This window comes from Croceibacterium segetis (assembly GCF_011320115.1).
Classification (GTDB): domain Bacteria; phylum Pseudomonadota; class Alphaproteobacteria; order Sphingomonadales; family Sphingomonadaceae; genus Croceibacterium_B; species Croceibacterium_B segetis.
Genome location: NZ_JAANOZ010000013.1, coordinates 59,401 through 84,948 on the forward strand (window position 1 = coordinate 59,401; position 25,548 = coordinate 84,948).

Below are 25,548 nucleotides of genomic sequence, written 5' to 3' on the forward strand. Positions count from 1 at the left end.
TCCGCCGGCTGTTGAGAGGAAGCGGCGCCATGGCCGAGCCCCAGGAACTACGTGAACGGATGGTCGAGCGGCAAATCCGCCGGCGGGGCATCGAATCCCTCTCGGTGCTGACGGCCTTCCGGACCGTTCCACGCGAGGCATTCGTGCCCGAATCGCTGCGTGAGTTCGCTTACGAGGATGGCCCGCTGCCGATCGGCGCCGGGCAGACGATCTCGCAGCCTTACATCGTCGCGCTGATGATCGACGCCGCCGAGATCCCGCCCGGCGGACGGGTGCTCGAGGTGGGCGCGGGCTCGGGCTACGCCGCAGCCGTGATGTCGCGCATCGCCGGCGAGGTATTTGCGATCGAGCGGCACGAGGCCTTGGCACGCTCTGCGGCGGAGCGGATCGACACGCTTGGCTACGACAACGTCTCGATCATCTGCGCCGACGGCAGCCTGGGCCTGCCGGACGAGGCGCCGTTCGACGCGATCCTGGTCGCGGCAGGCGGCGACAAGGTGCCCGAGCCGCTCAAGCGCCAACTCAAGCTCGGCGCCCGACTGGTCGTACCGGTCGGCGGCGAAGACATGCAGTCGCTGCTTTGCGTAACCCGCACCGGTGAACACCGCTGGGACGAGCAGAACCTCGGCGGCGTGCGCTTCGTGCCGCTGATCGGCGCTCACGGGCGTTACGAGGACGGCAGCCGCGCGGCGAGCAACCACCAGCCGGCGCGGGCGAAATCCTTGCCCGAGATGATCTCCGACGCCGCCGAGCCGCTCCCGGGAATCGACGACGAAGCCTTCGCCGCCGCGTTCGACCGCTTCGCCGACCGCAAGATCGTGCTGCTCGGGGAGGCGAGCCACGGGACGCACGAGTTCTATGCCGCCCGCGCGGCGATCACGCGGCGTTTCGTCGAGAAGCACGGCTTTACCATCGTCGCCGCCGAGGCCGACTGGCCCGATGCCGCGGTGCTCGACCGTCACATCCGCCACCAGCATCCGCGCACAGGCGCGCCGCGGCCGTTTCAGCGCTTTCCGACTTGGATGTGGCGCAACTCCGTGATCGCCGGGCTGATGCATGACCTGCACGCGCTCAACCGCGGCCGCGCACCCGACGAGATGGCCGGGTTCTACGGGCTCGACATCTACAACATGTCCGGCTCGATCGAGGCGGTGCTCGCCTATCTCGACGCGCACGATCCCGAGGCCGCGCAAGTTGCCCGCGAGCGCTATGGCTGCCTCACCCCGTGGCAAGCCGAGCCGGCAACTTACGGCCGCTCCGCGCTCACCAAGGGCTACGCCGAGTGCGAGCAGCAAGTGATCGCCGAATGCCGCGACCTGTTGCAACGCGCGCTGCACGAGGACGGCGGGATGTTCGCCGCGGCGATGAACGCCCGCCTCGTCGCCTCGGCCGAACGCTACTACCGGATCATGTACTACGGCGGTGCCGAGAGCTGGAACTTGCGCGACAGCCACATGGCCGAGACATTGGAACACCTGCTCGAGCACCGCGGACCCAACGCCAAGGCGCTGGTCTGGGCGCACAACAGCCACATCGGCGACGCCGAGGCGACCGAGATGGGCAGCGTTCGCGGCGAGCACAACATCGGCCAGCTGGTCCGCGCGCGCTGGGGCGAGCAGGTCGCGCTGGTCGGTTTCGGGACGCACACCGGCACCGTCACCGCGGCGACCGACTGGGACGGCGACCACGAGACCAAGCGCGTGGTCCCCTCGCGCGGCGATTCGTACGAGCGGGTGTGCCACGACAGCGGCGTGCCGCGCTTCCTGCTCGACCTCACGCCCGGCAGGCACGACGCCCTGCGCCGGCGGCTCGGCGACCCACGGCTCGAACGCTTCATCGGGGTGATCTACCGACCCGAGACCGAACGCTGGAGCCACTACAGCGAGGCCGTGCTCCCGCGACAGTTCGACGCCTACGTCTGGTTCGACGAAACGCGCGCCTTGCAGCCGCTCACGCCGACCGAACCGCACGAAGGGGTGCCCGACACATTCCCATTCGGTGAATAGTCCAGATTATGGCGAAACGCCTTTTCCGATGATATTTGGCGCCCCGACGGAATGGGGACCGAGTACGCGGGAATGCAAGACCTGGCTATTTCTCCTCGCGGAGGAGAGCGAGCCGCCGCACCGAAGGCGAAAATCACCAACACAAGGGCCGTGCGCATCGGCAAGCGCCTGCGCGATCCGGTCAATCGCTGGATCGCGCGCCAGTCGCTGATCGGCGACGAGCCGTTCGTAGATCCCGCGGTCATACCGGGGCTCGCCGAACTCGGCGAGAATTGGCGGGAGATCAGGGACGAGCTGGTGCCGCTTCTGACGGAACGCAACGCGATCCCGGCGCTTGGCGAGATCTCGCCCGATCACAAGGCGATCGCCCGCGACGGCCACTGGAAAAGCTTCTTCTTCACCGGCTACGGCTTTCGCGCCGCGTGCAACCACGCGCGCTGCCCCACTACCAGCGCACTGCTCGAAAAGGTGCCGGGCCTCGTCGTGGCATTCTTCTCGATCATGGAGCCCGGCACCCATGTCCCGCCGCACCGCGGGGTGACCAAGGCCTGGCTCAACTGCCATCTCGGAATGGTCGTGCCCGACGGGCCGGGCCGCTGCGCGATGGAAGTTGCCGGTCAGAGCATCGAATGGCGCGAAGGCGAATGGCTGGTGTTCGACGAGACCCATCGGCACGAGGTCTGGAACGAGCGACAGAGCCCTCGCGTGGTGCTGTTCCTGCAAGTCCGGCGGCCGATGCGCCTGGCTGGCCGGATGGCCGCCAGCCTGCTTATCCGGGCGATCCGCCGAACCAGCTTCGTGCAGGACATCAGGCGCAATCTCGGCGCGCGCTGAAGCCGAAAAACGTGACGAAACGGCCTTTCGATGGGGTAAATTGTGGAACTGGACTCGGTTCGTGACCCCGTAGGCCACGGTTCGTCGCTGGAATCCTTGCCGGAATCCGCGTTCCCGGGTTAACCAATCCGAAGGGATCGACGGATAGCAACAGGTAAATGGCTTTGGCAGGTTTCGGACGGTTTTTCGCCCCGCTCGCGCTCTCGGTCGCGACGATCGTGCCGGCGCACGCCAACAACAATGGGCTCGAGACGCAGTTCGACAGCGTCATCGGCACCACCGCGACGCCGCGCGATTTCACCGCCACTTACGATACCGCGCTCGAACGCCAGGTCGCGCAACTCACCGCCAACGCGAAGGGCCGCATCGGCGTCGCCGCGATCGACCTGACCACCGGCAAGCAGGTATCGGTGCTGGGCACCCAGCGCTTCCCGCTCGCCAGCACCAGCAAGATCGCCATCGCCGCCACCTTCCTCGAAGGCGTCGACCAGGGCCGCTGGCGGCTTGACGACAAGTTCCCGATGATGCTCTCGCCAACGCAGGAGGGCCGTTCGCTGAGCGCGCGCGAATTGATCGAGCTAGCGATCACGCGCAGCAGCAACGAAGCGGCGGACGGGCTGTTGCGCGTCGTCGGAGGCCCGCGAGCCGTCAACGACTGGGTTCACCGTGCGGGCATCAGGGAATTCAGCATCGATCGCTACATCGACACGCTGGTGCGCGAGGACGGCGCCGTGGATCCCGCGCAAAGCATCGATGTGCGCGACTCCGCCACGCCGCTGGCGATGGTCAACCTGGTCAAGGGCCTGCACGATGGTCGCTGGCTGAGCCAGTCGAGCCGCAACGTACTGCTCGGCGCAATGGGGCGCTGCAAGACCGGTCCGCAGCGCATTCCCGGGCAGATGCCCGACGGCGTGATGGTCGCCCACAAGACCGGGTCGCTCTACAACACCTCGAGCGACGTCGGAATCGTCACCGGCCCGGATGGTCATGCGATCGCCCTGGCGATCTACGTCACCGGCGGCAGGAACGATCACAAGTATCGTTTCGAAAAGATCGGCACCATCGCGAGGGTGGTCTACGACGGCTTCCAGGCGCAGCCCACGCAAGTCTGGGCCAGCGCGAGCTACGACCGGGCGACGCCCGCTCCCTGAGCGAAACAACGTCAGGCAAACAAAAAGGGCGCGGCCGACGAGGCCGCGCCCTTTCCTGTCGAGTGACGGACCTGGCTTACTGAGCCGTGGTGGTCGTCGTGGTCTCGGTCGTGGTCGCGCCGTCGACCGCTTCGCTGGTCGCAGCGGCGGCGTCGGTCGTGGCATCGGTCACCGCGGTGGCGGCGGCGTCGGCATTGGCGGCGGCGTCGGCAGCAGCCGAATCAGCGGCTTCGCTGGTGGCGTCTTCGGTCTTCTCCGAGCAAGCAGTGAGCGACAGAGCGGCACCGGCGATGGCGGCGGCGAGGATGATCTTGCGCATGTTATGTGTGTCCTTGAACAGCAAATAGAAAAGCGCGTGCCGGCACTGTTCGCACGGCAAAACGCGAAACCCGCACAGAGAGGCTGGCTTCACGCTGCTGAATAATGGCCATATTGTGGCACGGCAAGCGAATTGTGGCACATTGCCACAATTGCCCGGCTGACCTCCCGCACACTCGCTGCTACGAAACTGCGATGTCCGACAAGCAGCATCTCTATCTGGTCGACGGGTCGGCCTACATCTTCCGCGCCTACCACCGGCTGCCGCCGCTGACCAATCCGCGCGGCACGCCTGTCGGCGCGGTCTACGGCTACACCACGATGCTGTGGAAGCTCGCCGAAGACCTGCACAAGGCCGATGGCCCCACGCACTTGGCGGTGATCCTCGACAAGGGTAGCCACAGCTTCCGCAACGACCTCTACGATCACTACAAGGCCAACCGGCCCGAGCCGCCGGAGGACCTCAAGCCGCAGTTCCCGCTGATCCGCGACGCCACCCGCGCATTCAGCCTGCCGTGTATCGAGGAAGACAACCTCGAGGCCGACGACCTGATCGCCTCGTACGCCCGCGAAGCCACGCGGCGCGGATGGGACGTGACAATCGTGTCGTCGGACAAGGACCTGATGCAGTTGGTCGGCAAGTGCGCCGAGCCGAACGACGGTCACGAGGGCGGTTGCATCGACATGCTCGACACGATGAAGAACCAGCGGATCGACATTCCCGAAGTGGTCGAGAAGTTCGGCGTCGGGCCGGAGCTGGTCGGCGACGTGCTCGCGCTGATGGGTGATAGCGTCGACAACGTGCCGGGAATCTACGGCATCGGCCCGAAGACCGCCTCGAAGCTGATCCAGGACTACGGCTCGCTGCAGGGCGCGCTCGACGCCGCGCCGTCGATGAAACCCGGCAAGCTGCGCGACCGGCTTATCGAAGGTCGCGAGATGGCCGAACTTAGCCGCGTGCTCGTGCAGCTCAAGGAAGACTGCCCGCTGCCGATGCCACTCGACGACTTCAAGCTCGATACCGTGCCGAAGGAGCCGCTCGCCGCGTTCCTCGCCGAGCACGGCTTCACCAGCTTGCTGCGGCGGCTGGACGGCGGCAGTGGCAGCCCCGGACGCCCGACGGACCTCAATCCGCCCAAGCAACAGACCGCCGGCGCTGCCGCGGCGTCGAGCGGCAACCGGCAGGATCAGCCTGAATTCCCGCCGGTCGACCGCTCGGCCTACGAATGCGTGCAGACCCTCGAACGGCTCGAACACTGGATCGAGCGCGCCTTCGCCGCACGCGCGGTGGCGATCGATACCGAGACCAGCTCGATCGATGCGATGCGTGCCGAGCTTGCCGGGGTCAGCCTCGCGCTCGGACCGAACGACGCCTGCTACATCCCGCTCGGCCACGGCGGTAGCGACATGTTCGCCGAACGTCCCGAGCAGATCGACAAGGCCGCCGCCCTCGCCACGCTCAAGCCGCTGCTCGAAAGCGATGCGGTCCTCAAGATCGGGCAGAACATCAAGTACGACATCAACATCCTCGCCCGGAACGGCATCCAAATCACGCCGGTCGACGACACGATGATCATCAGCTTCGCGATGGACGCCGGCCGCTCGCTCGAGGGGATCGGCGGCGGGCACGGCATGGACGAGCTAAGCGAGCGTCACCTCGGCCACACGACGCTGACCTTCAAGGACATCTGCGGCAGCGGCAAGAAGCAGATCCCGTTCGGCGAAGTGCCGCTCTCGCGCGCCACCGAATACGCTGCCGAAGACGCGGACGTGACCTGGCGGCTGCACAAGCTGCTCAAGCCCCGGCTGGCGATCGAGCACGGCGTGCGCGTCTACGAGCGGGTCGACCGGCCGCTGATCCCGGTGGTTGCGGCGATGGAGCGCCACGGGATCAAGGTCGACCGCCAGCGCCTCGCCAAGCTCAGCGAGGAGTTCGCCCACGAGATCGCCCGCATCGAGCAGGAAATTTACGACTGCTGCGGCGAGAGCTTCACCATCGGCAGCCCGCAGCAGCTCGGCCGCATCCTGTTCGACAAGCTGGGCTACAAAGGCGGACGCAAGGGCAAGAGCGGGCAGTATTCGACCGACCAAGCGATCCTCGAAGGCCTCGCCCTGCAAGGCGCCGAAGTCGCGCAAAAGGTGCTCGACTGGCGCCAGCTGGCCAAACTCAAGAGCACCTACACCGACGCATTGCAGGCGGCGATCAATCCCCAGACCGGCCGCGTGCATACGAGCTATTCGCTGGTCGGCGCGCAGACCGGGCGACTCTCCTCGACCGACCCCAACCTGCAGAACATCCCCATCCGCACCGCGATCGGCCGGCAGATCCGCCAGGCCTTCGTGCCCGAGGAAGGCATGGTCTTGCTCGCCGCCGACTATTCGCAGATCGAGCTGCGCCTCGCGGCGCACATGGCCGATGTGCCGCCGCTCAAGGAAGCCTTCGCCTCGGGCGAGGACATCCACGCGCGTACCGCGCAGGAAATGTTCGGCACGGTGGACCGCGACACCCGCGCGCGCGCCAAGACGGTCAATTTCGCGATCCTCTACGGCATCAGCCGCTGGGGCCTCGGCGCCCGGCTGGGCATCGACCCGGACGAGGCGCAATCGATCATCGACCGCTATTTCGAACGCTTCCCGGGAATCCAGAACTACATCCACTCGACGCTCGAGACCGTGCGGGAACGCGGCTATTCGGAGACGCTGTTCGGCCGCAAGACCTGGTTCCCGCGGATCGGCTCGAGCCAACAGGCCGAGCGCCAGGGCAGCGAGCGCGCTGCGATCAACGCGCCGATCCAGGGCACCAGCGCCGACATCATCAAGCGTGCGATGGCGCGAATGATACCCGCGCTAAGCGACGCCGGACTCGGTCACGTGAAGATGCTGCTGCAGGTTCACGACGAGCTGGTGTTCGAGCTGCCGGAAGGCGACGTCGCGGCCGCGCGCCCGGTGATCGAGCGGGTGATGGCCGAAGCCGCGCTGCCCGCGGTCGAGCTCGACGTCCCCCTCGGGGTCGAGATCGGCCACGGCATGAGCTGGGACGACGCGCACTAGGTTCCGCGACTACTGGTGCTTCTTCTCGCGAGTCGAGGTGAGCATTCCTTCGCTAATGAAGCCGATCGGGTGCACTTCCATCGCGCGCTTCTTGAGCTCGCCCTTCATCGATTCGTATTCGGCTTCCATTTCCTCCGTCACAGTCGGGCGGCTGTCGGCGAGCGCCTCGGCGAAATCGGCGCCGGTGACGTCGGTGGCCTTTTCGCCGGCGCGGCGGATCGCCACGAGGCCGGCGCGACGGACCACGTCTTCGAGGTCGGCGCCGGTGTAACGCTCGGTCTGCGTGGCGATCGATTCGAGGTCGACGTCCTTGGCGAGCGGCATGTTGCGGGTGTGAATGCCGAGGATAAGCTTGCGCCCCTCGGCGTTGGGCGGACCGACGTAGACCAGTTCGTCGAAGCGGCCGGGCCGCAGCAGCGCCGGGTCGACCAGCCATGGGCGGTTGGTCGCGCCGATGACGATGATCGAGTTCATCTCCTCCATCCCATCCATCTCTGCGAGGATGGTGTTGACCACGCGGGCGGTGACTTGCGGCTCGTTGGCCTCGCTGCCGCGCGCCGGTACCAGGCTGTCGATCTCGTCGATGAAGATCACGCACGGAGCGACCTGGCGGGCGCGCGCGAACAACCGGCTGATCTGCTGCTCGCTCTCGCCGTACCACTTGGAAAGCACGTCGGAGCTCTTGATCGAGATGAAGTTGGCCTCGGCCTCCTTGGCCACCGCCTTGGCCAGCAGCGTCTTGCCGGTGCCGGGCGGGCCGTAGAGCAGGAAGCCCTTGGCCGGGCGAATGCCGAGCCGCTCGAACGCCTCGGGGTTGCGCAAGGGCAGCTCGACGCCTTCGCGCAGCTTTTCTTCCGCGTCGTCGAGCCCGCCGATGTCGTCCCAGCCGATCGTCGGCGTCTGCACCATGACCTCGCGCATCGCGCTCGGCTGGACGCGCTTCAATGCTTCGCGGAAGTCGTCCTTCTCGACCTGCAGCGATTCGAGCACCTCGGGCGGGATTGTCCGCGCATCGAGATCGAGCTTGGGCATGATCCGCCGCACCGCCTCGATCGCCGCCTCGCGGGCGAGCGCGGCGAGGTCGGCACCGACGAAGCCGTGGGTGCTGCGCGCCAGCTCGGTCAGGTCGACGCCCTCGCCGAGCGGCATGCCGCGGGTGTGGATGCCGAGAATCTCCCGGCGGCCCTTCTCGTCGGGTACGCCAATGATGATCTCGCGGTCGAAGCGCCCCGGACGGCGCAACGCCTCGTCGATCGCGTCGGGCCGGTTGGTCGCGGCGATGACGACGAGGTTCGAGCGTGCGTGGAGCCCGTCCATCAGCGTCAGCAGCTGGGCGACGAGGCGCTTCTCGGCCTCCCCGCTCACGTTTTGCCGCTTAGGCGCGATCGAATCGATCTCGTCGATGAAGATGATCGCCGGGGCCGAGCGGGTCGCTTCCTCGAACACCTCGCGCAGGCGCTTCTCGCTCTCACCATAGGCCGAGCCCATGATCTCGGGGCCGTTGATGGTGAAGAAGGTCGCATCGCTTTCGTTGGCGACCGCCAGCGCGAGGCGGGTCTTGCCGGTGCCAGGCGGACCATGGAGCAACACGCCCTTGGGCGGATCGACGCCGAGGCGGGTGAATAGCTCCGGGTAGCGCAAGGGAAGCTCGACCATCTCGCGCAATTGCTTGATGGTCTCGTCCATCCCGCCGACGTCGTCGTAATTGATCACCCCGCGGCCGTCGCGCGGCTCCTCGAACTCGGCGCGCAGCTCGACTTCGGTGTTCTCGTCGATGTGGACGATGCCCTTGGGCACGGTCGAGACCACAGTGAGGCGGATCTGGGTCAGGGCATAAGCCGGGGCGTTGAACATCCGCCGCACTTCGGGCGGCATGTTGGCGACCGGCTGCTGGCCGTGCGTGGCGACGAGATCGCCGGCGAGCAGCGGCTTCTGGTAGAAGACCCGCTTGAGCGCCTCGGTCGGGCCCTGCAGCCGCATCTCGCGCTGCGCCGGAGCAAAGATCACTCGGGTGGCGGGCTTGGACTCGGCGCGGCGGATGACGACGTGCTCGCCCGACGAAGTGCCGGCGTTGGCGCGCTGGAGGCCGTCGAGGCGGACGACTTCGAGCGCTTCGTCCTCGGGATAGCCGGGAATGGCGACCGCGGCGGTGACGCGCTTGCCTTCGATTTCGACAAAATCGCCGTCGGTGATGCCGAGCGCCTGGAAGGCCGAGCGCGGCATGCGGGCGACGCCCTGGCCGCTCTCTTCCTGCCTGGCGGCGGCGACCTGGAGCCGAACCGTGCCGGCCTTCACCTTTTCCGCAACATCAGCCATCGGCGCGCTCGCTCCCGCATTTTCTCATTCTGGTGCGCCACAGCTAGGGACCGGTTCGCCGATTGCAAACCCCCATGCGCGGCCATGCCTGACGGAGAATGCCTGCCGCGACACGGTGTTTCCGGGCGAGGGCAAGAAAAAAAGGCCCGGACGTTGCCGTCCGGGCCTTGGAAGTTTTGGGAGAGGATGCCTGAAAGGCCTGCTTCATATGCTGCAACTGCTCACATCTCGCAAGTGCGAAAAGAACACCGATCGTTGCATGTTATGCAACGAAGCAGTTGTGACGGGGTAAAGAGGCCCTCTTATCAATGCCCCAGGCGCAATCGCAGCGTCGACTTGCGCCATGCGTTGCTGCACTGCGGTATAATCGCGCTGCAAAAAGCCGCCGCTTCCGGGCTAAAAAGCGGTTGCGCGAGTCACCGCTCCGCCTAGGAGAACGGCGACCATCTTGGAGGGCCGCGATGCAGAAACTCTACCCCGATGCCGCCGCCGCGCTCGCCGGCGTGCTCAAGGACGGGATGCTGATCGCCGCTGGCGGCTTCGGCCTGTGCGGCGTGCCCGAGCGCCTGCTCGAGGCGATCCAGGCTAGCGGCGTGAAGAACCTGACATTTGCCAGCAACAATGCCGGAATAGACAACGAAGGCATCGGCAAGCTGCTGCGCACCCGTCAGGTGAAGAAGATGATCGCGTCGTACGTCGGCGAGAACAAGGAGTTCGAGCGGCAATTCCTTTCGGGCGAACTGGAGGTCGAGTTCTGCCCGCAAGGCACGCTCGCCGAACGGATGCGCGCGGGCGGCGCGGGCATTCCCGGATTCTACACCAGGACAGGCGTCGGCACCGCGGTGGCCGAAGGCAAGGAAGTGAAGAGCTTTGGCGGCGACGACTACATCCTCGAGCTCGGCATTTTCGCCGACCTCTCGATCGTCAAGGCGTGGAAGGCCGACGAGACCGGTAACTGCGTGTTCCGCAAGACCGCGCGCAACTTTAACCTTCCCGCCGCTACCTGCGGCCGGGTCTGCGTGGTGGAAGTCGAGGAAGTCGTGCCCGCCGGCTCGCTCGATCCGGACTGCATCCACCTGCCCGGCATCTACGTCCAGCGGATGATTGTCGGCGCACCTTACGACAAGAAGATTGAATTCATGACCACGCGTGAAAGGGAGTCGGCATGAGGCTTTCGTTGGTCCTCGCGCTCGCGGCGACGGCGCTGAGCATCCCTGCTGCGGCGCAGATGACGCAGACCGCCCCGCGGCCGGCCGCGGCCAACGCCGACCCGGTCGCCGCCGAGCGGGTCAAGCCGTTCCAGTATCTCTACGGCTCGGCGGAGGCGGCCGGGCTGTCGATCCAATCCTGGCACGCGCTCGTCGATTTCGCCCGCCAGCGGGTCAGACATCGCCCCAGGGACAGCGTCGTCCTCGCAGAAGGCTCGTCGTTCGCGGATCCGCATTTCGTGCCCTGCGGGAAGAAGCCGCTCGCGGCGGTGTTCGACGTCGACGAGACGTCGATCCTCAACCTCGGGCTCGAGGCGAACGCCGCTGCCGGGGTCTCGACCGGCGGCGGGATGGTCAGCCGCTGGGCGCAGACCGGCGCCAATGCGGTCGCCCCGGTCCCCGGCGCCGTGTTCGGCGTGAACGCGCTGCGCAAGATGGGTGTCACGGTGATCTTCAACACCAACCGCAGCAACAAGAGCGCCGAGGGCACCGCTGATGCGATCGCCGCCGCCGGGCTCGGCCGGCCGGTGCATCTCAAGACCCTCTTCCTCGCCGGCGACGACGCCATGGGCAGCCGCAAGGATGGCCGGCGCTGGACGATCGCCAGGGATTACTGCGTGATCGCCATGGCCGGGGACCAGCTGGTCGACATCTCCGACCTGTTCAACGCCAGGGACCTCTCGGTCGCCGACCGCCGCCAGGCGGCCACCCGCGGCTGGGTCGCGCAGATGTGGGGCAATGGCTGGTGGGTGCTGCCCAACCCGGTCTACGGTTCGGGCCTGCAGGGCGGCATCGACGAGATCTTCCCTGCCGACAAGCGCTGGACCGATACAGGGGCAGGACAATGACCATCCACGACAACCTCAGCGAAGGCTGGACCCGCGACCAGATGGCCGCCCGCGCGGCGCAGGAGCTCGAGGACGGCTACTATGTCAACCTCGGCATCGGCATCCCGACGCTGGTCGCCAACCACATCCCCCCGGGGATGGACGTGACGCTGCAGAGCGAGAACGGCATGCTCGGGATCGGCCCGTTTCCCTATCCCGACGAGGTCGACCCCGACCTGATCAACGCCGGCAAGCAGACCATCAGCGAGCTGCCGCGAAGCGCCTATTTCGACAGCGCGACCAGCTTCGCGATGATCCGCGGCGGACACATCGACCTCGCCGTGCTCGGCTCGATGGAAGTCTCCGAAAACGGCGACATCGCCAACTGGATGATCCCCGGCAAGATGATCAAGGGCATGGGCGGGGCGATGGACCTGGTCGCAGGGGTCAAGAAGATCATCGTGGTGATGGAGCACGTCGCCAAGGACGGCAGCCCGAAGTTCATCCCCGAATGCACGTTGCCACTGACGGGGCGCAACGTGGTCGACATGATCATCACCGACTTGTGCGTGTTCCACCGTCCCGACCACGCGAGCCCCTTCAGGCTGATCGAGCTGGCCCCCGGCGTGACCGCCGAAGAAGTCGCCGCGAAGACCACCGCAAGCTACGTGAGCTGAGCGAAGCCAGTGCGGTTGGCCGGCCGCAGCGCGGCGCTGGATCGTCTCCCCTGCTGGGCGATCCTGCTGCTCGTCGCGATCGTCGCGCGGGCGATCACCTTCGGCAATCCGATCGTCCACAACGACGAACAATTCTATTTCGTCGCCGCACGCGCCTGGCTCGACGGCGCGCTGCCCTATGTCGGGGTGTGGGACCGCAAGCCGATCGGTTTGTTCGCGATCTACCTGCCCGCCGCGGCGCTGGGCTTCCCGGCCGGAATCTGGGCCTACCAGGCGATGGCGCTGGCCTCCGCGACCGCGACGGCGGCACTCATCGCGCGACTGGCCACGCGCGCCGGCTGGGGCAAGGGCGCCCTGGCAGCCGCGGTTGCGTACATCCTTTGGCTCGATCTGCTCGAGGGTCAGGGCGGCCAGGCCCCGGTGTTCTACAATCTGCTGATGATCGCCGCCGCCGGCCTCATTGCGCCGCGCGAAGACGATGGCGAGCGGCCCCGCCGGCGGTTCCTGCTGGGGCTGGCGGCGCTCGCACTCGTCGGCCTGGCGATACAGGTCAAGTATTCGGTGGTGTTCGAAGGCGTCTATTTCGGCATTTGGTGGCTCTGGCGCGAAGCCAGGCTCGGAGCGAGCTGGCACCGCATCGCCGCCGGCGGAGCGACTCTCGTTGCCGTCGCGCTGGCGCCGACGGCGGCGGTCTGGGCGGCGTACACCGCGATGGGACGCGGATCGGAGTTCTTCTTCGCCAATTTCGCTTCGTTCCTGTCGCGGCAGGCCGATCCTTGGCCGCAGCAGCTGTTCTTCCTGCTCCTAATCCTGTTGCTCACCTGGCCGCTGATGGCCGGCGCCGCGCTGGCCTGGAAGGCTCGCGACAGGAGCGGGGCGCGGCGGCCGATGCAGGACTGGCTGTTCGGCTGGGCTGTTGCCGCGGTCCTCGGAATGCTCGCGATGGGCACCTGGTTCACCCATTACGCCTTGCCGATGACAGTGCCGCTGACGATCTGCTGCGCCGGCTTCGTCGCGAGCGGCCGGCGGGGAGTGAAGGCCGCGCTCATTACCTTGGCGATCGCGCTGGTGGCCGGGCAGGTGATGCTGGTAAGCAAGGGCCTTGTTCGCGGCACTCGGGCGCAGTTTTGGCAGACTCGCGAGGCGATTGCCGCGGGGCCGGGCTGCCTTTTCGTCTATTCGGGCGACACCATGTTCTACCCGGCGACGGGCCGCTGCGCGCTCAGCCGGTACTTGTTCCCGAGCCATTTGAGCCGCACGCGCGAGGATGGCGCCATCGGTGCCGACCAAGGCATGGAGATAGGGCGGATCCTCGATCTCCGCCCGCAGGTCGTGGTCCTCGAAGCGCCTTATGTCGGCGAGCGTGGCGATACGCGCCAGCTGGTTCTCGACCGCCTGGCCCGGGCTTATCGCCTCAAGGCGCACATCGCTTACGGCGACGGCTGGGACGAGGTCTATGAGCTAAAGTAGCCGCTCCGATCAGAAATCGCTGTCCTACATGCGCGCACTTGTGCAGCGTCATCGCATGGCGAATCCAACACCTGTCCAGCGCGCACCGCTCTCCGGCCGCCGGCGACCTTTAATTTCGAACATCGGCAAGAGCATTTTTGTTTTCTCGGCTGGCCAAGCTGTCGCTTGTGGCCCGCAACACCGCAGGAATCCTCGGGTCTTGCCGAGCCAGAGAAATGTAGGAAGTGTCGTTTGGGTCGCTCTCGGTTCGATTCGCGGCGCTTCGCCGGACTGCCGGAGAACCCGCCGGTGAACCCGCGCCGCGACGCCCCTTGGCTGGCGCTGTCGCTGCTCACCGCGATCGCCACGATAGGGTTTGTCGACCGCATCGTGATGAACGTGCTGGCGGTGCCGGTGAAAGCGGAGTTCCACTTGAGCGACACCGAGGTCGGCCTGCTCACCGGTCTCGCCTTCGCGGTGCTCAACGTCACTCTCGGGATCGCCGTCGCTCGCTTTGCCGAGCGCGGGCATCGCGTGTCGCTGATCGCTGTCGGCACGGCCTTGTGGTCGCTGGCGACGGCCGCCTGCGGCCTCGTCGGCAACTTCACACAGTTGCTGCTGGCCCGCGTCGGCGTCGGCGTCGGCGAGGCGGTCGGGCTGCCGGCCAACCAGTCGGTGATCGCCGACTACTTTCCGCCCGAGCGGCGCGCGACCGCGATGTCGGTGCTGCTGCTGGCGCCGCCGATCGGCGCCTTCCTCGGCTCGGCCGGCGGCGCCTGGATCGGGCAGGAATACGGCTGGCGCCACGCCTTCCTGGTGGTCACCATTCCCGGGCTGCTTCTGGCGGTGCTGGCATGGGCGTTGATCGCCGAACCGCCGCGCGGACGCTATGACCGCGAGGCGAACGACGACGTGCCGGCGTTCTGGGCCGTGGTCTCGCGCCTATTCGGCTTCGCCAGCGCGCGGCACCTGCTCGCCGGCTCGACTCTCGCCTCGATGGTCGGCTTCGGGCTCAACAGCTTCGTCGCCTTCCTGCTCGTCCGCAAGTTCGAGATGTCGCTGGCACAAGCCGGGCTCTTCGCCGGCCTGCTGGCGAGCCTGCCGGGCGCGATCTCGGTGATCCTCGGCGGGCGGCTGGCCGACTGGTTCGGCGAGCGCCGCCCGGCGGCTTATGCCGAGGTGCCGGGTCTGTGCCTGCTGGTCGCGGCGCCCATCTACATTCTTGCGATCACCCGCAGCGAGGTGATCCCCTTGCTCGCCTTGGTATTCGTCGCGGCGCTGTTCCAGTACACCTACCTCGGAGTCACCTTCGGGGTGTTCCAGAACCTGTTCCACTCGCGCATGCGGGCGACGGGCTCGGCGCTGCTCAATGGGATCTATGGGCTGATCGGGCAGGGCTTGGGGCCGTTGCTTGTCGGCTGGCTCAGCGACCGTCTCGCGCCGCGCTTCGGCAGCGGTGACGGACTTGCCTACGCCATGGCAATCACCGCCGCAATCTACCTGTGGTCAGCTGCCCATTACCTGCTCGCCGCGCGCCACATCGGGCCCGACCTCGCCCGTGTGCGAGCGGTTGACGACTGACGCTTCAGCCGGCGCGCTTGTAGGGGACGAACTCGCCGAGGCTGAGCGTGGCGCCCGGCATCCAGGTCGACGAATCGTGCAGGTGGACGAGGTCCTTGTCGCACAGCTCGCTGCCCCAGATCTTGAACACCGGCACGTCGCTCCAGGTCAGGAAGTTCGCGCCCGAGGGACGGTTGACATAGAGGGTGTCGCCGTCCTTGAACACGAACGCGGTCCTGTCGACAACCTCGAGGTCGCGCCGCTGGAAGGTGCTCAGGCAATGGACAGGCTTGCCAGCCACGCGCCCGTCGATGATCTTGGCGAGCTTGGCTTCACCCTTCTCGTGCGCGGCGGCAGCCGGCATGGCCGCAACGAGCGCCGCGACGGCGAGGGCGGCGGGGATGAGGATCTTCGTTGTCATATCTCTTCTCCCTTCCCCGCCAACGTCGCACCCGGTCGCTTAACGGTGGCTGACCGGCGCAGAACCTCAGCCGAGCGCGGCCTTGAGGTCGGCGACGAGGTCGGTCTTCTCCCACGGGAAGAAGTCGCCCTCGGGCTGGCGCCCGAAATGCCCATAGGCCGCGGTCTTGCGGTAGATCGGCTTGTTGAGCCCGAGGTGCGTGCGAATGCCGCGCGGGGTCAGGCCGCCGAGCTTGTCGATGGCGTTGATCGCCTGCTCGATCGCGCCGTCCTCGACGGTGCCGGTGCCGTGGGTGTCGACGTAGAGCGACAGCGGTTTGGCGACGCCGATGGCGTAGGCCAGCTGGATCGTGCAGCGCTTGGCGAGGCCGGCGGCCACGATGTTCTTGGCGAGGTAGCGGGCGATGTAAGCGGCCGAGCGATCGACCTTGGTCGGGTCCTTGCCACTGAACGCGCCGCCGCCGTGCGGCGCCGCGCCGCCGTACGTGTCGACGATGATCTTGCGCCCGGTCAACCCGGCGTCGCCGTCAGGCCCGCCGATCTCGAAGCTGCCGGTCGGGTTGATGTGATAAACGGTCTCGTCGCTCAGCAGATCGGCCGGAAGCACTTCGGCCACGATCTTCTTCACGTAAGCCTTGAGCTCTGCTTCCTTGTCGCCGGCATCGTAGCCCTTGGCGTGCTGCGTCGAGACGACGATCGCCGTCGCCGAGACCGGCTTGCCGTTGGCGAAGCGCAGCGTGACCTGGCTCTTGGTGTCGGGCTCGAGGAACGGCGCCGCGCCCGAATGACGGTCGGCGGCCATGCGCTCGAGGATCTTGTGGCTGTAGTACAGCGTCGCCGGCATAAGGTCGGGCGTCTCGTCGCAGGCGAAGCCGAACATGATGCCCTGGTCGCCGGCGCCTTCGTCCTTGTTCTCGCCGGCGTCGACGCCTTGCGCGATGTGCGCCGACTGGCCGTGGAGATGGTTCTCGAACGTCAGGGTCTTCCAGTGGAAGCCGTCCTGCTCGTAACCTATCTCGCGCACGGTGTTGCGTACCGTCTGTTCGATCTCCTCGAGCGCGCCCGGCGCCCACTGGCCGTTCTCGTACACGCCCTTGCAGCGGATTTCGCCGGCGAGCACGACGAGCTGGGTCGTCGTCAGAGTCTCGCAGGCCACTCGCGCTTCGGGGTCCTTGGCCAGGAACAAGTCCACGATTGCATCGGAGATCTGGTCCGAGACCTTGTCAGGATGTCCTTCCGAAACGCTTTCCGACGTGAACAGGTAGCTGTTGCGCATTTGGCTTCGATCCTCTGGAGATTGACTTGGCCCGGACGGGTTCGAGAAGGCGGTCTAACGGGCACTCCGGCGCATGGCAACGCGCGCGAGCAAAAGAACTAATAGCGCCCAGCCAAGCGCGAGAATGTTGCCGAGCCGGGAGAACAGGGTCGGCGGAGCGGCGGGTGGAATCACCCCGTCGAGACGGTCCGCCCGGTGCGTCGGCACGTACTGGCGAACGACGCCTCGCGCATCGATCACCGCGCTCACGCCGGTGGTCGTCGCGCGCAGGATCGGCAGGCCTTCCTCGACCGCCCGCAGTCGCGCCTGCGCGAGGTGCTGAGGCGGGCCGAATGCGCCGAACCAGCCGTCGTTCGAATCGTTGAAAAGGTAATCGGGGCGGTGCTTGCGATCGACAACCTGGCCGGAGAAGACGATCTCGTAGCACACTTGCACGCCCGCCTTGCCCCACGCGCCGAGGTCGAGCGTCCGCGGCCCGGGACCTGGAATGAAGTCGATCGAGCCGGCGACCAGCCGCCGCGCTCCGAGCGGCTCGAGCAGCCAGCGCAGGGCGAGATACTCGCCGTAGGGCACCAGATGCGCCTTGGCGTAGCTGCCGACGATCTCACCCGCAGAGTTGACCGCGGTCACCACGTTGTAGGCGCCCACCACGTGGCCGTGGGCGATCTCGAGATCGGCAGCTCCGGTCAGCAGAAGGCCGCCGGGACCGATCACGCGACCGAGCCGGCGGCGTGCGAGCACCGGGTCGGCGAACGCTGTGGTAGTGTTGTAGAGGCGCTGCGGATAGCCTTCGCGCAGATAGTCGGGAAGGCCGGACTCGGGCCACAGGACGAGCCGCCGCGTATCCGGCCGCCTTGGCAACGAGAGCGCGGCAGTCTTCTGGAAGTTGGCTTCGTAGAGCCGCGGATCGTCGAGTTGGGGCTGCGGCACGTCGGGCTGGACCAGCGTGAAGCGCAGGTGTCCCTGAGCAGCTCTCCCTGCCGGTATGTACATACCGACAACGAGCAAAGTGGCGGCCGCTCCACCGGCGAGCCAGCGACGTTCGCGCAAAGCCAGCACCAACCCGCCGCCCAGCAGCACCGCAAGGCCCGACAGGGCGTAAGTCCCGAGCCATGGCGCCAGCGCCGCCAGGCCCGGCCGGTCGAGCGGCCCGACCAGCACGACCCCGAACGGGTTCCACGGGAAACCCGTGAACACCCACCCGCGCAGCCACTCGGAGACGGTCCAGCAACCAGCAAAGGCGAGCAACGTTGCAATGCGCCCGCCGCGCCCCGCCACCAGCTTCGCGCCGGCTGCGGCCAGCGCCGGATAGACCGCGAGGTAAAGCGACAACAGCGGCACGGCGACCCAACCGAGTACGGCCGGCATCTGCGCCTGGTATGTGAAGGCGGTGGCGATCCAGGCATTGCCGAAAGTGAAATGGGCGAGACCGAACAACCAGCCGAGCCAGGCCGCGCCGCGCCAACTAAGCGCGCGCTCGACCAGCAGAATGAAAAGGCCGATGGCACCTAGAGCCAGTGGCCACAATCCAAGAGGCTGGAAGCCGGTCGCTGCGACAACGCCCAGCAGAAGCGCCAGCGGGCGCGGGCGCGACAGGATCCAATCGATCGCGTCAGCCGCGCGCATCATCTCGAAAGGCTATCAGCCGACCGCTTCGAGTGCCTCGTCGTCACCCGCATCGCGGGGCCGGCGCGCCCGGCGGCGCGGACGGGCTTCTTCTTCGCCGGCGTCGCTTTCAGTGCCGATCGCGGGAGGCAAGCTGGCCGGATCGAGCCCGGCCGAGGGTTCCTCATCGCGCTCGGCGGCGCCGTTCGCGTTGCCGGCGCGCCCGTTGCGCGGGCGATTGTTGCGCCGCGGCCGGCTTTCGGCGACGAACGGGTTCTCCTCGTCGTCCTGCGAAACCTCTTCGCCTTCGTTGCGACGATGGCCTTCGGCCGAATCGTCGGCATCGCGAAAATCGCGGCTGTCGCGCCCCGAGCGGTTCGTGTTGTCCTCGAACTCGTTTTCACCGTCGCTGGAATCATCCTGGTCGCGATCGTCGCGACGGGGGCGCGGCTCGTTCTGCGAGCGCGTGTCGGCGATCACCCGGAAATAGTGATCCGCGAACTGCAGGTAATATTCGGTCTGCACCCGGTCGCCGTTCAAGGAGGCGTCGTGCGCCATCTTCTTGTACTTCTCGAGCATCTGGGGCGCGTTGCCGCGCGCCCGGCTGTCGATCCGATTGCCCTGATTGCCCCCGCCCGGGCCACGGTTGCTACGGCCGCGACGGCGATTGTTATTACGATTGTTGTTGTTCAAGGGAATACGCTTCCTTGCTTGTGTGACGGTCCGGATCCCTTCCGGACGCGTCATGACCCCTCGCCACGGCGCCCAAATGCGCTCGTGGTCCCCACCTCTGCTTTATCCAGCAGCTCTTTCTGGCTGCCCTGCATGCAAATGATGGAGTTAGACCCGGCCGGGACAAAAGGTCCGTGCGCCGCTGGTCTGTGTTGGAGGTAATGCCTGCGCCGGGATTAAACAAGTCCTAATCGCGGGTTTTACGCAAGACCAGCGCGCGTGCGCGCCCGCCGAGGTCGCGCCGCAATTCGCTGGCGAAGCCGGCGTCGGCGGCGATGGCCGCAACGGCCTCGGCCTGCGAGGCCCCGATTTCCAGTACGGCGACGCCGCCGGGTTCGAGCAGCCCGGGCAGTTGCGGCACCAGCGTGCGATAATCGTCGAGACCGTCGGGACCGGCAAAGAGCGCGCCGGCGGGCTCGAACTCACACACCGATGGATCGAGATCGGCGCCGGTTTCGACGTAAGGCGGGTTGGCGATGACGCAGTCGAACCGGCCGAGCCCGGCAGACCAATCCGGCTCGTGCCAATCGGCCAGCCGCATCTCGGCCCTGTCCGCGAGGCCCAGACGGACGGCGTTATCGGCGGCCACCGCCAGGGCCGCTTCGGAGCGGTCGATGCCGATGCCGCGTGCGCCGGGCAGCTCCGCCAGGAGAGTCAGCAGCAAGGCGCCCGAGCCGGTGCCGCAATCGAGGATGCGGGCATCGGGCGGGCACGCTTCGAGCGCCGCAGCGAGGGTCGTCTCGCTGTCCGCACGGGGAGTGAGGACGTCACGGCAGACGCGAAACTCGCGGCCGTAGAATTCCTTGCGGCCAAGGATTTGCGCGACGGGCTCGTACGCCAGGCGGCGCCTGACCAGGCCGGCAAAGACATCGGGCTCCGGATCGCCGACATGCCGCAACAGCAGCTCGGACCGGGAAACCCCCAGCGCCTCGGCCATCAGCAGCTCGGCATCGAGCCGCGCGGTGTCGGATACGCTTTCGAGCCCCCGCGCCGCCTCGCGCAGCGCTTGAGCCACAGTGCTCATTCGCCCATCGCGGCCAGCCGCTTGGCCTCGTCCTCGGCGATCAGGGCATCGATCATCTCGCCGAGGCCATTCCCGGAGAGGACCTCGGGCAGCTTGTGCAGGGTCAGGCCGATGCGGTGATCGGTCACCCGGCCTTGCGGGAAGTTATAGGTGCGGATGCGCTCCGAGCGGTCGCCGCTGCCGACCATCGCCTTGCGCGCCTCGGCCTCGGCGCCATGCGCCTCGCTGCGCATCTTCTCGTAGATGCGCGCGCGCAGCACATCCATCGCCTTGGCGCGGTTGCGGTGCTGGCTGCGCTCATCCTGCATCGCCACGACGATGCCGGTCGGCAGGTGCGTCAGGCGGACGGCGGAATCGGTCTTGTTGACGTGCTGGCCGCCGGCGCCCGACGCGCGATAGATATCGATCCGCAAGTCCTTGTCTTCGATCTGGACGTCGACCTCGGTCGGCTCGGGCAGGACGGCGACGGTTGCCGCCGAGGTGTGGATGCGCCCGCCGCTCTCGGTGACGGGCACGCGCTGGACGCGGTGGACGCCGCTCTCGAATTTGAGCTTGGCGAACACGCCGGTGCCGTTGATCTGGGCGACGATTTCCTTGAAGCCGCCGAGGTCATTGGCATTGATACTGACGGTCTCGACCTTCCAGCCCTGCGTCGCGGCATAGCCCTCGTACATGCGGAACAAGTCGGCTGCGAACAGCGCCGCCTCGTCGCCGCCGGTTCCGGCGCGGATTTCGAGCATCGCCGGACGGCTGTCGGCGGAATCGCGCGGCAGCATGGCGATGGCGAGGCGGTGCTCGGCCTCGGGCAGCCTCTGGCGCAGCTCGGCGAGTTCCTCGTCGGCGAGGGCGCGCATCTCCGGGTCCTGCGTCAGCGCCGAAAGCTCGGCAATCTCGGTGCGCATCTCGCGCACTTCCTGCGCTGCCTTGGCCACCGGCTCGAGCTCGGAGTAGTCCCGGCTCGCCGCGACGAACTCGTCGGTCGCCAGCGTGCCCGAGGCAAGACGCGCTTCAAGCTCGGCGAAGCGATGCGAAATCTGCGCCAGGCGCTCTTCGGGAATTGTCATGCGTTTCCGGACAGGATCGCGCGGATCAGTCCCTCGTCGTCGTCGCTGCCGTGAAAGCGCGAACTGACTTCACCTTCCTGAGACGACAAGGCCAGGATCGCCCGCGGTTGTTGCTTGACCGCCTTGTCGAAACGTTTGCGCGGAGAGCCGCTGGAAAGCAGTTCGGCGCTGAGTCCGCCGTTTCGCAGTAACCCGACCGATCGAATGCCCTCCTGCATGAGCGCATCCTCTTCGACGACCACGATGCAATCGGCGACGTCCTCACTCGCGCCACCGACCAGCATCGCCAGCCGCTCAATGCCAGCGGCCCAGCCGACCGCCGGCGTGTGCGCGCCGCCTAGCGTTTCGATAAGTCCGTCGTAGCGCCCGCCGCCGAGCACCGTGCCCTGCGCGCCCAACCGGTCGGTGACGAACTCGAACGCGGTGTGCCGGTAGTAGTCGAGGCCGCGCACGAGCGCCGGGGCGCGGGTCCAGGCGACGCCGGCGGCTTGCAGCCCCTCGCAGACCTTGCCGAAGTAGTCCTGAGCTTCGCCCGAGAGGTAATCGTCGATCTCCGGCGCGTCGGCGACGAACGGCTTGTCGCGCGGGTCCTTGCTGTCGAGGATGCGCAGCGGGTTGCGCTCAAGGCGGTCCTGGCTGTCCTCCGACAACTGGTGCCGGTGCGCGCGGAAGTACGACACTAGCGCCGCGCGCCAGCCCTCGCGGCTGTCGCCATCGCCGAGCGTGTTGAGCTGCAGCGTCACGCCGTCCGCGATGCCCAGCTCCTTGAGTAGCTGGTCGGCCATCGCCAGCAGCTCGACGTCGGCCTGCGGTTCGGCGGCGCCGATGATCTCGGCGTCGAGCTGGTGGAACTGGCGGTAGCGTCCCTTCTGCGGGCGCTCGTAGCGGAACAGCGGTCCGTGGGTCGCAACCTTGAGCGGGGCGTATTGCTGCCAGCCGTCGGTCAGGTAGGCGCGGGCGATCCCGGCGGTGAACTCGGGCCGCAGGGTGAGCGATTCCCCGCCGCGGTCCTCGAACGAATACATCTCCTTCGAGACCACGTCGGTCGTTTCGCCAAGCGAGCGGGAGAATACCTCGGTCTTCTCGAACACCGGCATTTCGATCCGGCGAAAGCGGTAGAGCTTGCGCACCCGCTCGAACGTTTCGACGACGTGCGCAAAGGCCTCGGCATCGGCGCCGAAGATGTCCTGCGTGCCGCGGATCGGGCGGGGCGTTTCAATACTGCTCATGGCGCCCGGGCGCTTAATCCAAATGCGCCGGTTCGCAAAGCGCATGCGCCGAAAGGGTTGCAGATGAAACCGGTTGTCGGCATGAGCGGCGCCCATGAGTCGCTATTTTGTGGTCGCACCACTCGCCGCCTGCTTGATCCTAAGCATCCCAGCCGCCGCTCCCGCGCAAGTCCCGAGAACGACGCCGGTGCCGGTCTCGGCGGTCAGCAGCATCCCCGCCCCTCGTGACGTGCCGTTTCCCGGCACGATCGACCTCAAGATCGACGCGACGGACGTCCAGCGCGGCGTGTTCCGCGTTACCGAGACTGTGCCGGTTCCGGCCGGGCAAAGCGACTTGATCCTGCAGCTGCCGCAATGGCTGCCGGGCCATCACAGCCCCACCGGCACGATCAACCTGATTGCCGACGTACATTTCCTGGCCGACGGCAAGGAGCTCGCGTGGACGCGAGACCCGATCGAGGTCTATGCGTTCCACGTCCCGGTCCCCGCCGGCGCCAAGGAAATCACCGCCAAGTTCGTCCACACCTCGCCCCTGCAGCGGAGCGAGGGACGCGTCGTGATGACGCCTGAGATGCTCAGCCTGCAGTGGGAGAAGATGAGCTTCTATCCCGCGGGTTATTTCGTACGCCAGATTCCGTTCGCGCCGAGTGTCACGGTGCCACAGGGCTGGCAGGTGTTTACGGCGCTCGACGGCCAGACCCGCAAGGGCGACACCGTCACCTGGCGCAACGTCGACTACGAGCAGCTGGTGGACTCTCCGATCCTCGCCGGCAAGTACGCCCGGCAGTACGATCTCGGCCACAACGTCAAGCTCGACGCCGTCGCCGACGAAGCCAAGGATCTTCCGCTCGCTCCCGAGCATCTGGCCGCGTTCCAAAAGCTGGTCGACGAAGCCTATGCCGCCCACGGCGCGTTCCACTTCGATCACTACGACTTCCTGGTCTCGCTTTCGGACAAGCTCGGCGGGATCGGCCTGGAGCACCAGCGCTCGAACGAGAGTTCGCTCGATCCCGAAAGCTTCATCAAGTGGCAGGCGAAGGACTACGACCGCAACGTCATCGCCCACGAGTTCAACCACAGCTGGGACGGCAAGTACCGCCGCCCGGCGGATCTCTGGACCCCCGATTACCGCCAGCCGATGCAGAACAGCCTGCTGTGGGTCTACGAAGGGCAGGACCAGTTCTGGGGCCACGTCCTTTCGGCGCGCTCGGGCACCCAGCGCAAGGACACGGTGCTCGGCGAGATCGCCAATTCGGCGGGCTACTACTCGACCCAGTCCGGCCGGGCGTGGCGCTCTGTCGAGGACACGACCAACGATCCGATCGTCGATTCGCGCCGGCCGCAGCCCTACGGCGACTTTAGTCGTAACGAGGACTACTACAACGAAGGCATGCTGGTCTGGCTCGAAGTCGACCAGATCATCCGCCAAGGCACCCGGGGCGCGAAGGGGATCGACGATTTCGCCAAGGCGTTCTTCGGCGTGCGCCCGGGCGATATCGGCCAGCTGACCTATACCTTCGATGATGTCGTGGCGACGCTGAACGGCGTGTACAAGTACGACTGGGCAACCTTCCTCAAGGATCGATTCTACCGCCCGGGCCAGCCGGCGCCGGTCAAGGGCATCGAAATGGCCGGCTACAAGCTGGTCTGGAAGGATAAGCCGAATCCCTACGCCGCCGCGCGCGAGAAGGACGGCAAGTCGACCAGCCTGACCTATTCGCTAGGCTTTTCTCTCGACAAGGAAGGCAAGGTCTCGGGCACACTGTGGGACAGCCCGGCTTTCAACGCCGGGATCGTCACCGGCGGGCAAGTGATGGCGGTCAACGGCAAGGCCTACGACACAGACGCGATCAAGGATGCGATCAGCGCGGCGAAGGCTTCGAAAGAGCCGATCGAGTTGCTGGTCAAGCGTGGCGACCGATTCATGACCGTGCCGGTCGATTATCATGGTGGGCTCCGTTACCCGTGGATTGAGCCGTCGGGTGCCGGCGAGCAGCCGCTCGATCGCCTGCTGGCACCGCGCGCTGGGCCGCTGCCGCCCGAGACGCCCGACAAGGACGACGACAGCAAGTAGCGCTCGCGGAAAAGACGATGCCGGGCTAGGCTAGCCGGCGTGACGGACACATCGAGGAAGGCGCGCAAAGCCACGACCGTGGGCAACAGGATAGCGCCACGGCGCTTCCTGCTTTTCCTCGCCGTGCTCATCGCCGGTTATCTTGCCTATCGGGCCGCCTGGCCGGCGACGAAATGGTCCGAAGCCGCGGCAATGGCATTCGATGCGGCCTCGGTCATCTTCCTGGGTTCGTTGATGCCGCTGCTGCGCGACAACAGCCCGGAGAGCATCCGCCAACACGCGGCGAGGAACGACGCCAACCGGGCGCTGATCCTCGTCGTCACGACATTCCTGACCTTCGTGGCGATGACCGCCATCTCGGGCGAGTTGGATAGCGCGCGAAGCGGCGATCTAGCCGCCATCGTCAAGCTGGTCGGCACGCTTTTGCTGATCTGGCTGTTCGCCAACAGCGTGTACGCCCTGCACTACGCCCACGCCTATTATTCGCTGAGCGACGAGACCGGGGTGGATACTGGCGGCATCGAATTCCCCGGCACCAAGACGCCCGCCTACGACGACTTCCTCTACTTCGCGTTCACGCTCGGTATGACGTTTCAGACGTCGGACACCAACATCACCGCCTCGGGCGTGCGCCGCATCGCGCTGCTGCACTCGTTCGCTGCTTTCGTGTTCAGCATCGGCGTGATCGCCTTCACGATCAACGTGCTCGGCGGCGCAGGCGGCTAGC

The 25,548-nt window shown here is 66.8% G+C and carries 20 protein-coding genes; 11 read left to right on the forward strand and 9 right to left on the reverse strand.

Annotation, left to right across the window (positions count from 1 at the left end; translation table 11 throughout):
* The first annotated feature begins 29 nt into the window (after positions 1 to 29).
* The 3 genes from G7B69_RS13635 to G7B69_RS13645 all read left to right on the forward strand — a co-directional run bounded on the left by G7B69_RS13635 (position 30) and on the right by G7B69_RS13645 (position 3,991).
* Complete coding sequence (locus G7B69_RS13635; RefSeq protein ID WP_166180200.1) at positions 30 to 2,006, forward strand: protein-L-isoaspartate(D-aspartate) O-methyltransferase; 1,977 nt, start codon at positions 30 to 32, stop codon at positions 2,004 to 2,006.
* A 72-nt stretch (positions 2,007 to 2,078) separates the two neighbouring features.
* Positions 2,079 to 2,840, forward strand: coding sequence for an aspartyl/asparaginyl beta-hydroxylase domain-containing protein (locus tag G7B69_RS13640; protein WP_166180202.1), 762 nt, complete (start codon positions 2,079 to 2,081; stop codon positions 2,838 to 2,840).
* A 158-nt stretch (positions 2,841 to 2,998) separates the two neighbouring features.
* Positions 2,999 to 3,991, forward strand: a complete 993-nt coding sequence (locus G7B69_RS13645) for a serine hydrolase (protein WP_166180204.1) — start codon at positions 2,999 to 3,001, stop codon at positions 3,989 to 3,991.
* Positions 3,992 to 4,067: 76 nt separating this feature from the next.
* On the opposite strand, the gene G7B69_RS13650 is transcribed toward G7B69_RS13645, so the two are convergent.
* Complete coding sequence (locus tag G7B69_RS13650; RefSeq protein ID WP_166180091.1) at positions 4,068 to 4,310, reverse strand: hypothetical protein; 243 nt, start codon at positions 4,308 to 4,310, stop codon at positions 4,068 to 4,070.
* Between the two features lie 194 nt (positions 4,311 to 4,504).
* Between G7B69_RS13650 and polA the strand changes: the two genes are divergently transcribed.
* Complete coding sequence (gene polA, locus G7B69_RS13655) at positions 4,505 to 7,360, forward strand: DNA polymerase I (protein ID WP_166180206.1); 2,856 nt, start codon at positions 4,505 to 4,507, stop codon at positions 7,358 to 7,360.
* 9 nt (positions 7,361 to 7,369) lie between these two features.
* Here polA and G7B69_RS13660 read toward each other — a convergent pair whose 3' ends face one another.
* A complete protein-coding gene (locus tag G7B69_RS13660) occupies positions 7,370 to 9,676 on the reverse strand; it encodes a CDC48 family AAA ATPase (RefSeq protein ID WP_166180208.1) in 2,307 nt (768 codons plus the stop codon).
* Positions 9,677 to 10,137: 461 nt separating this feature from the next.
* Here G7B69_RS13660 and G7B69_RS13665 point away from each other — a divergent pair, with 461 nt between their 5' ends.
* The 5 genes from G7B69_RS13665 (at position 10,138) to G7B69_RS13685 (ending at position 15,418) form a co-directional block, all read left to right on the forward strand.
* Positions 10,138 to 10,845 (forward strand): CoA transferase subunit A, encoded by a 708-nt coding sequence (locus G7B69_RS13665; RefSeq protein ID WP_166180210.1) that lies wholly within the window; start codon positions 10,138 to 10,140, stop codon positions 10,843 to 10,845.
* Positions 10,842 to 11,732 (forward strand): HAD family acid phosphatase, encoded by an 891-nt coding sequence (locus G7B69_RS13670; RefSeq protein WP_166180212.1) that lies wholly within the window; start codon positions 10,842 to 10,844, stop codon positions 11,730 to 11,732. The genes G7B69_RS13665 and G7B69_RS13670 overlap by 4 nt, the downstream gene beginning before the upstream one ends.
* Positions 11,729 to 12,388 (forward strand): CoA transferase subunit B, encoded by a 660-nt coding sequence (locus G7B69_RS13675; RefSeq protein WP_166180214.1) that lies wholly within the window; start codon positions 11,729 to 11,731, stop codon positions 12,386 to 12,388. The genes G7B69_RS13670 and G7B69_RS13675 overlap by 4 nt, the downstream gene beginning before the upstream one ends.
* A gap of 9 nt (positions 12,389 to 12,397) precedes the next feature.
* Positions 12,398 to 13,858, forward strand: a complete 1,461-nt coding sequence (locus G7B69_RS13680; protein ID WP_166180216.1) for a hypothetical protein — start codon at positions 12,398 to 12,400, stop codon at positions 13,856 to 13,858.
* A gap of 231 nt (positions 13,859 to 14,089) precedes the next feature.
* Positions 14,090 to 15,418 (forward strand): spinster family MFS transporter, encoded by a 1,329-nt coding sequence (locus G7B69_RS13685; RefSeq protein WP_166180218.1) that lies wholly within the window; start codon positions 14,090 to 14,092, stop codon positions 15,416 to 15,418.
* A 4-nt stretch (positions 15,419 to 15,422) separates the two neighbouring features.
* Here G7B69_RS13685 and G7B69_RS13690 read toward each other — a convergent pair whose 3' ends face one another.
* The 7 genes from G7B69_RS13690 to hisS form a co-directional block, all read right to left on the reverse strand.
* Positions 15,423 to 15,818 carry a hypothetical protein gene (locus G7B69_RS13690; protein WP_166180220.1) on the reverse strand — a complete coding sequence of 132 codons (396 nt, stop codon included), beginning with the start codon at positions 15,816 to 15,818 and terminating at the stop codon, positions 15,423 to 15,425.
* 66 nt (positions 15,819 to 15,884) lie between these two features.
* Positions 15,885 to 17,093 (reverse strand): methionine adenosyltransferase, encoded by a 1,209-nt coding sequence (gene metK, locus G7B69_RS13695; RefSeq protein WP_166180222.1) that lies wholly within the window; start codon positions 17,091 to 17,093, stop codon positions 15,885 to 15,887.
* Positions 17,094 to 17,147: 54 nt separating this feature from the next.
* The gene (gene lnt / locus G7B69_RS13700) at positions 17,148 to 18,722 is read right to left on the reverse strand and encodes an apolipoprotein N-acyltransferase (protein ID WP_166180224.1); all 1,575 of its coding nucleotides are present in this window, start codon (positions 18,720 to 18,722) and stop codon (positions 17,148 to 17,150) included.
* 12 nt (positions 18,723 to 18,734) lie between these two features.
* Positions 18,735 to 19,445 carry a DUF4167 domain-containing protein gene (locus G7B69_RS13705; protein ID WP_166180226.1) on the reverse strand — a complete coding sequence of 237 codons (711 nt, stop codon included), beginning with the start codon at positions 19,443 to 19,445 and terminating at the stop codon, positions 18,735 to 18,737.
* 172 nt (positions 19,446 to 19,617) lie between these two features.
* The gene (gene prmC, locus G7B69_RS13710) at positions 19,618 to 20,454 is read right to left on the reverse strand and encodes a peptide chain release factor N(5)-glutamine methyltransferase (protein WP_166180228.1); all 837 of its coding nucleotides are present in this window, start codon (positions 20,452 to 20,454) and stop codon (positions 19,618 to 19,620) included.
* Positions 20,451 to 21,518, reverse strand: a complete 1,068-nt coding sequence (gene prfA / locus G7B69_RS13715) for a peptide chain release factor 1 (RefSeq protein WP_166180230.1) — start codon at positions 21,516 to 21,518, stop codon at positions 20,451 to 20,453. The genes prmC and prfA overlap by 4 nt, the downstream gene beginning before the upstream one ends.
* Positions 21,515 to 22,747: a histidine--tRNA ligase gene (hisS, locus tag G7B69_RS13720; protein WP_166180232.1), complete on the reverse strand. Its 1,233-nt coding sequence runs from the start codon at positions 22,745 to 22,747 to the stop codon at positions 21,515 to 21,517. Before hisS ends, prfA begins: the two co-directional genes overlap by 4 nt.
* A gap of 94 nt (positions 22,748 to 22,841) precedes the next feature.
* Here hisS and G7B69_RS13725 point away from each other — a divergent pair, with 94 nt between their 5' ends.
* A complete protein-coding gene (locus G7B69_RS13725; protein ID WP_166180234.1) occupies positions 22,842 to 24,821 on the forward strand; it encodes a M61 family metallopeptidase in 1,980 nt (659 codons plus the stop codon).
* A gap of 39 nt (positions 24,822 to 24,860) precedes the next feature.
* Positions 24,861 to 25,547 (forward strand): DUF1345 domain-containing protein, encoded by a 687-nt coding sequence (locus tag G7B69_RS13730; RefSeq protein WP_166180236.1) that lies wholly within the window; start codon positions 24,861 to 24,863, stop codon positions 25,545 to 25,547.
* The last annotated feature ends 1 nt before the right edge of the window (position 25,548 follow it).

What these genes read in the sequence shown, in the direction of transcription:
- prmC (WP_166180228.1), bottom strand. Translation starts at nt 20,454, where the DNA reads ATGAGCACTGTGGCTCAAGCGCTGCGCGAGGCGGCGCGGGGGCTCGAA.
- G7B69_RS13705 (WP_166180226.1), bottom strand. Translation starts at nt 19,445, where the DNA reads ATGACGCGTCCGGAAGGGATCCGGACCGTCACACAAGCAAGGAAGCGT.
- G7B69_RS13675 (WP_166180214.1), top strand. Translation starts at nt 11,729, where the DNA reads ATGACCATCCACGACAACCTCAGCGAAGGCTGGACCCGCGACCAGATG.
- G7B69_RS13650 (WP_166180091.1), bottom strand. Translation starts at nt 4,310, where the DNA reads ATGCGCAAGATCATCCTCGCCGCCGCCATCGCCGGTGCCGCTCTGTCG.
- lnt (WP_166180224.1), bottom strand. Translation starts at nt 18,722, where the DNA reads ATGATGCGCGCGGCTGACGCGATCGATTGGATCCTGTCGCGCCCGCGC.
- G7B69_RS13725 (WP_166180234.1), top strand. Translation starts at nt 22,842, where the DNA reads ATGAGTCGCTATTTTGTGGTCGCACCACTCGCCGCCTGCTTGATCCTA.
- G7B69_RS13635 (WP_166180200.1), top strand. Translation starts at nt 30, where the DNA reads ATGGCCGAGCCCCAGGAACTACGTGAACGGATGGTCGAGCGGCAAATC.
- G7B69_RS13660 (WP_166180208.1), bottom strand. Translation starts at nt 9,676, where the DNA reads ATGGCTGATGTTGCGGAAAAGGTGAAGGCCGGCACGGTTCGGCTCCAG.
- metK (WP_166180222.1), bottom strand. Translation starts at nt 17,093, where the DNA reads ATGCGCAACAGCTACCTGTTCACGTCGGAAAGCGTTTCGGAAGGACAT.
- G7B69_RS13665 (WP_166180210.1), top strand. Translation starts at nt 10,138, where the DNA reads ATGCAGAAACTCTACCCCGATGCCGCCGCCGCGCTCGCCGGCGTGCTC.
- polA (WP_166180206.1), top strand. Translation starts at nt 4,505, where the DNA reads ATGTCCGACAAGCAGCATCTCTATCTGGTCGACGGGTCGGCCTACATC.
- G7B69_RS13670 (WP_166180212.1), top strand. Translation starts at nt 10,842, where the DNA reads ATGAGGCTTTCGTTGGTCCTCGCGCTCGCGGCGACGGCGCTGAGCATC.
- G7B69_RS13640 (WP_166180202.1), top strand. Translation starts at nt 2,079, where the DNA reads ATGCAAGACCTGGCTATTTCTCCTCGCGGAGGAGAGCGAGCCGCCGCA.
- G7B69_RS13690 (WP_166180220.1), bottom strand. Translation starts at nt 15,818, where the DNA reads ATGACAACGAAGATCCTCATCCCCGCCGCCCTCGCCGTCGCGGCGCTC.
- hisS (WP_166180232.1), bottom strand. Translation starts at nt 22,747, where the DNA reads ATGAGCAGTATTGAAACGCCCCGCCCGATCCGCGGCACGCAGGACATC.
- G7B69_RS13645 (WP_166180204.1), top strand. Translation starts at nt 2,999, where the DNA reads ATGGCTTTGGCAGGTTTCGGACGGTTTTTCGCCCCGCTCGCGCTCTCG.
- prfA (WP_166180230.1), bottom strand. Translation starts at nt 21,518, where the DNA reads ATGACAATTCCCGAAGAGCGCCTGGCGCAGATTTCGCATCGCTTCGCC.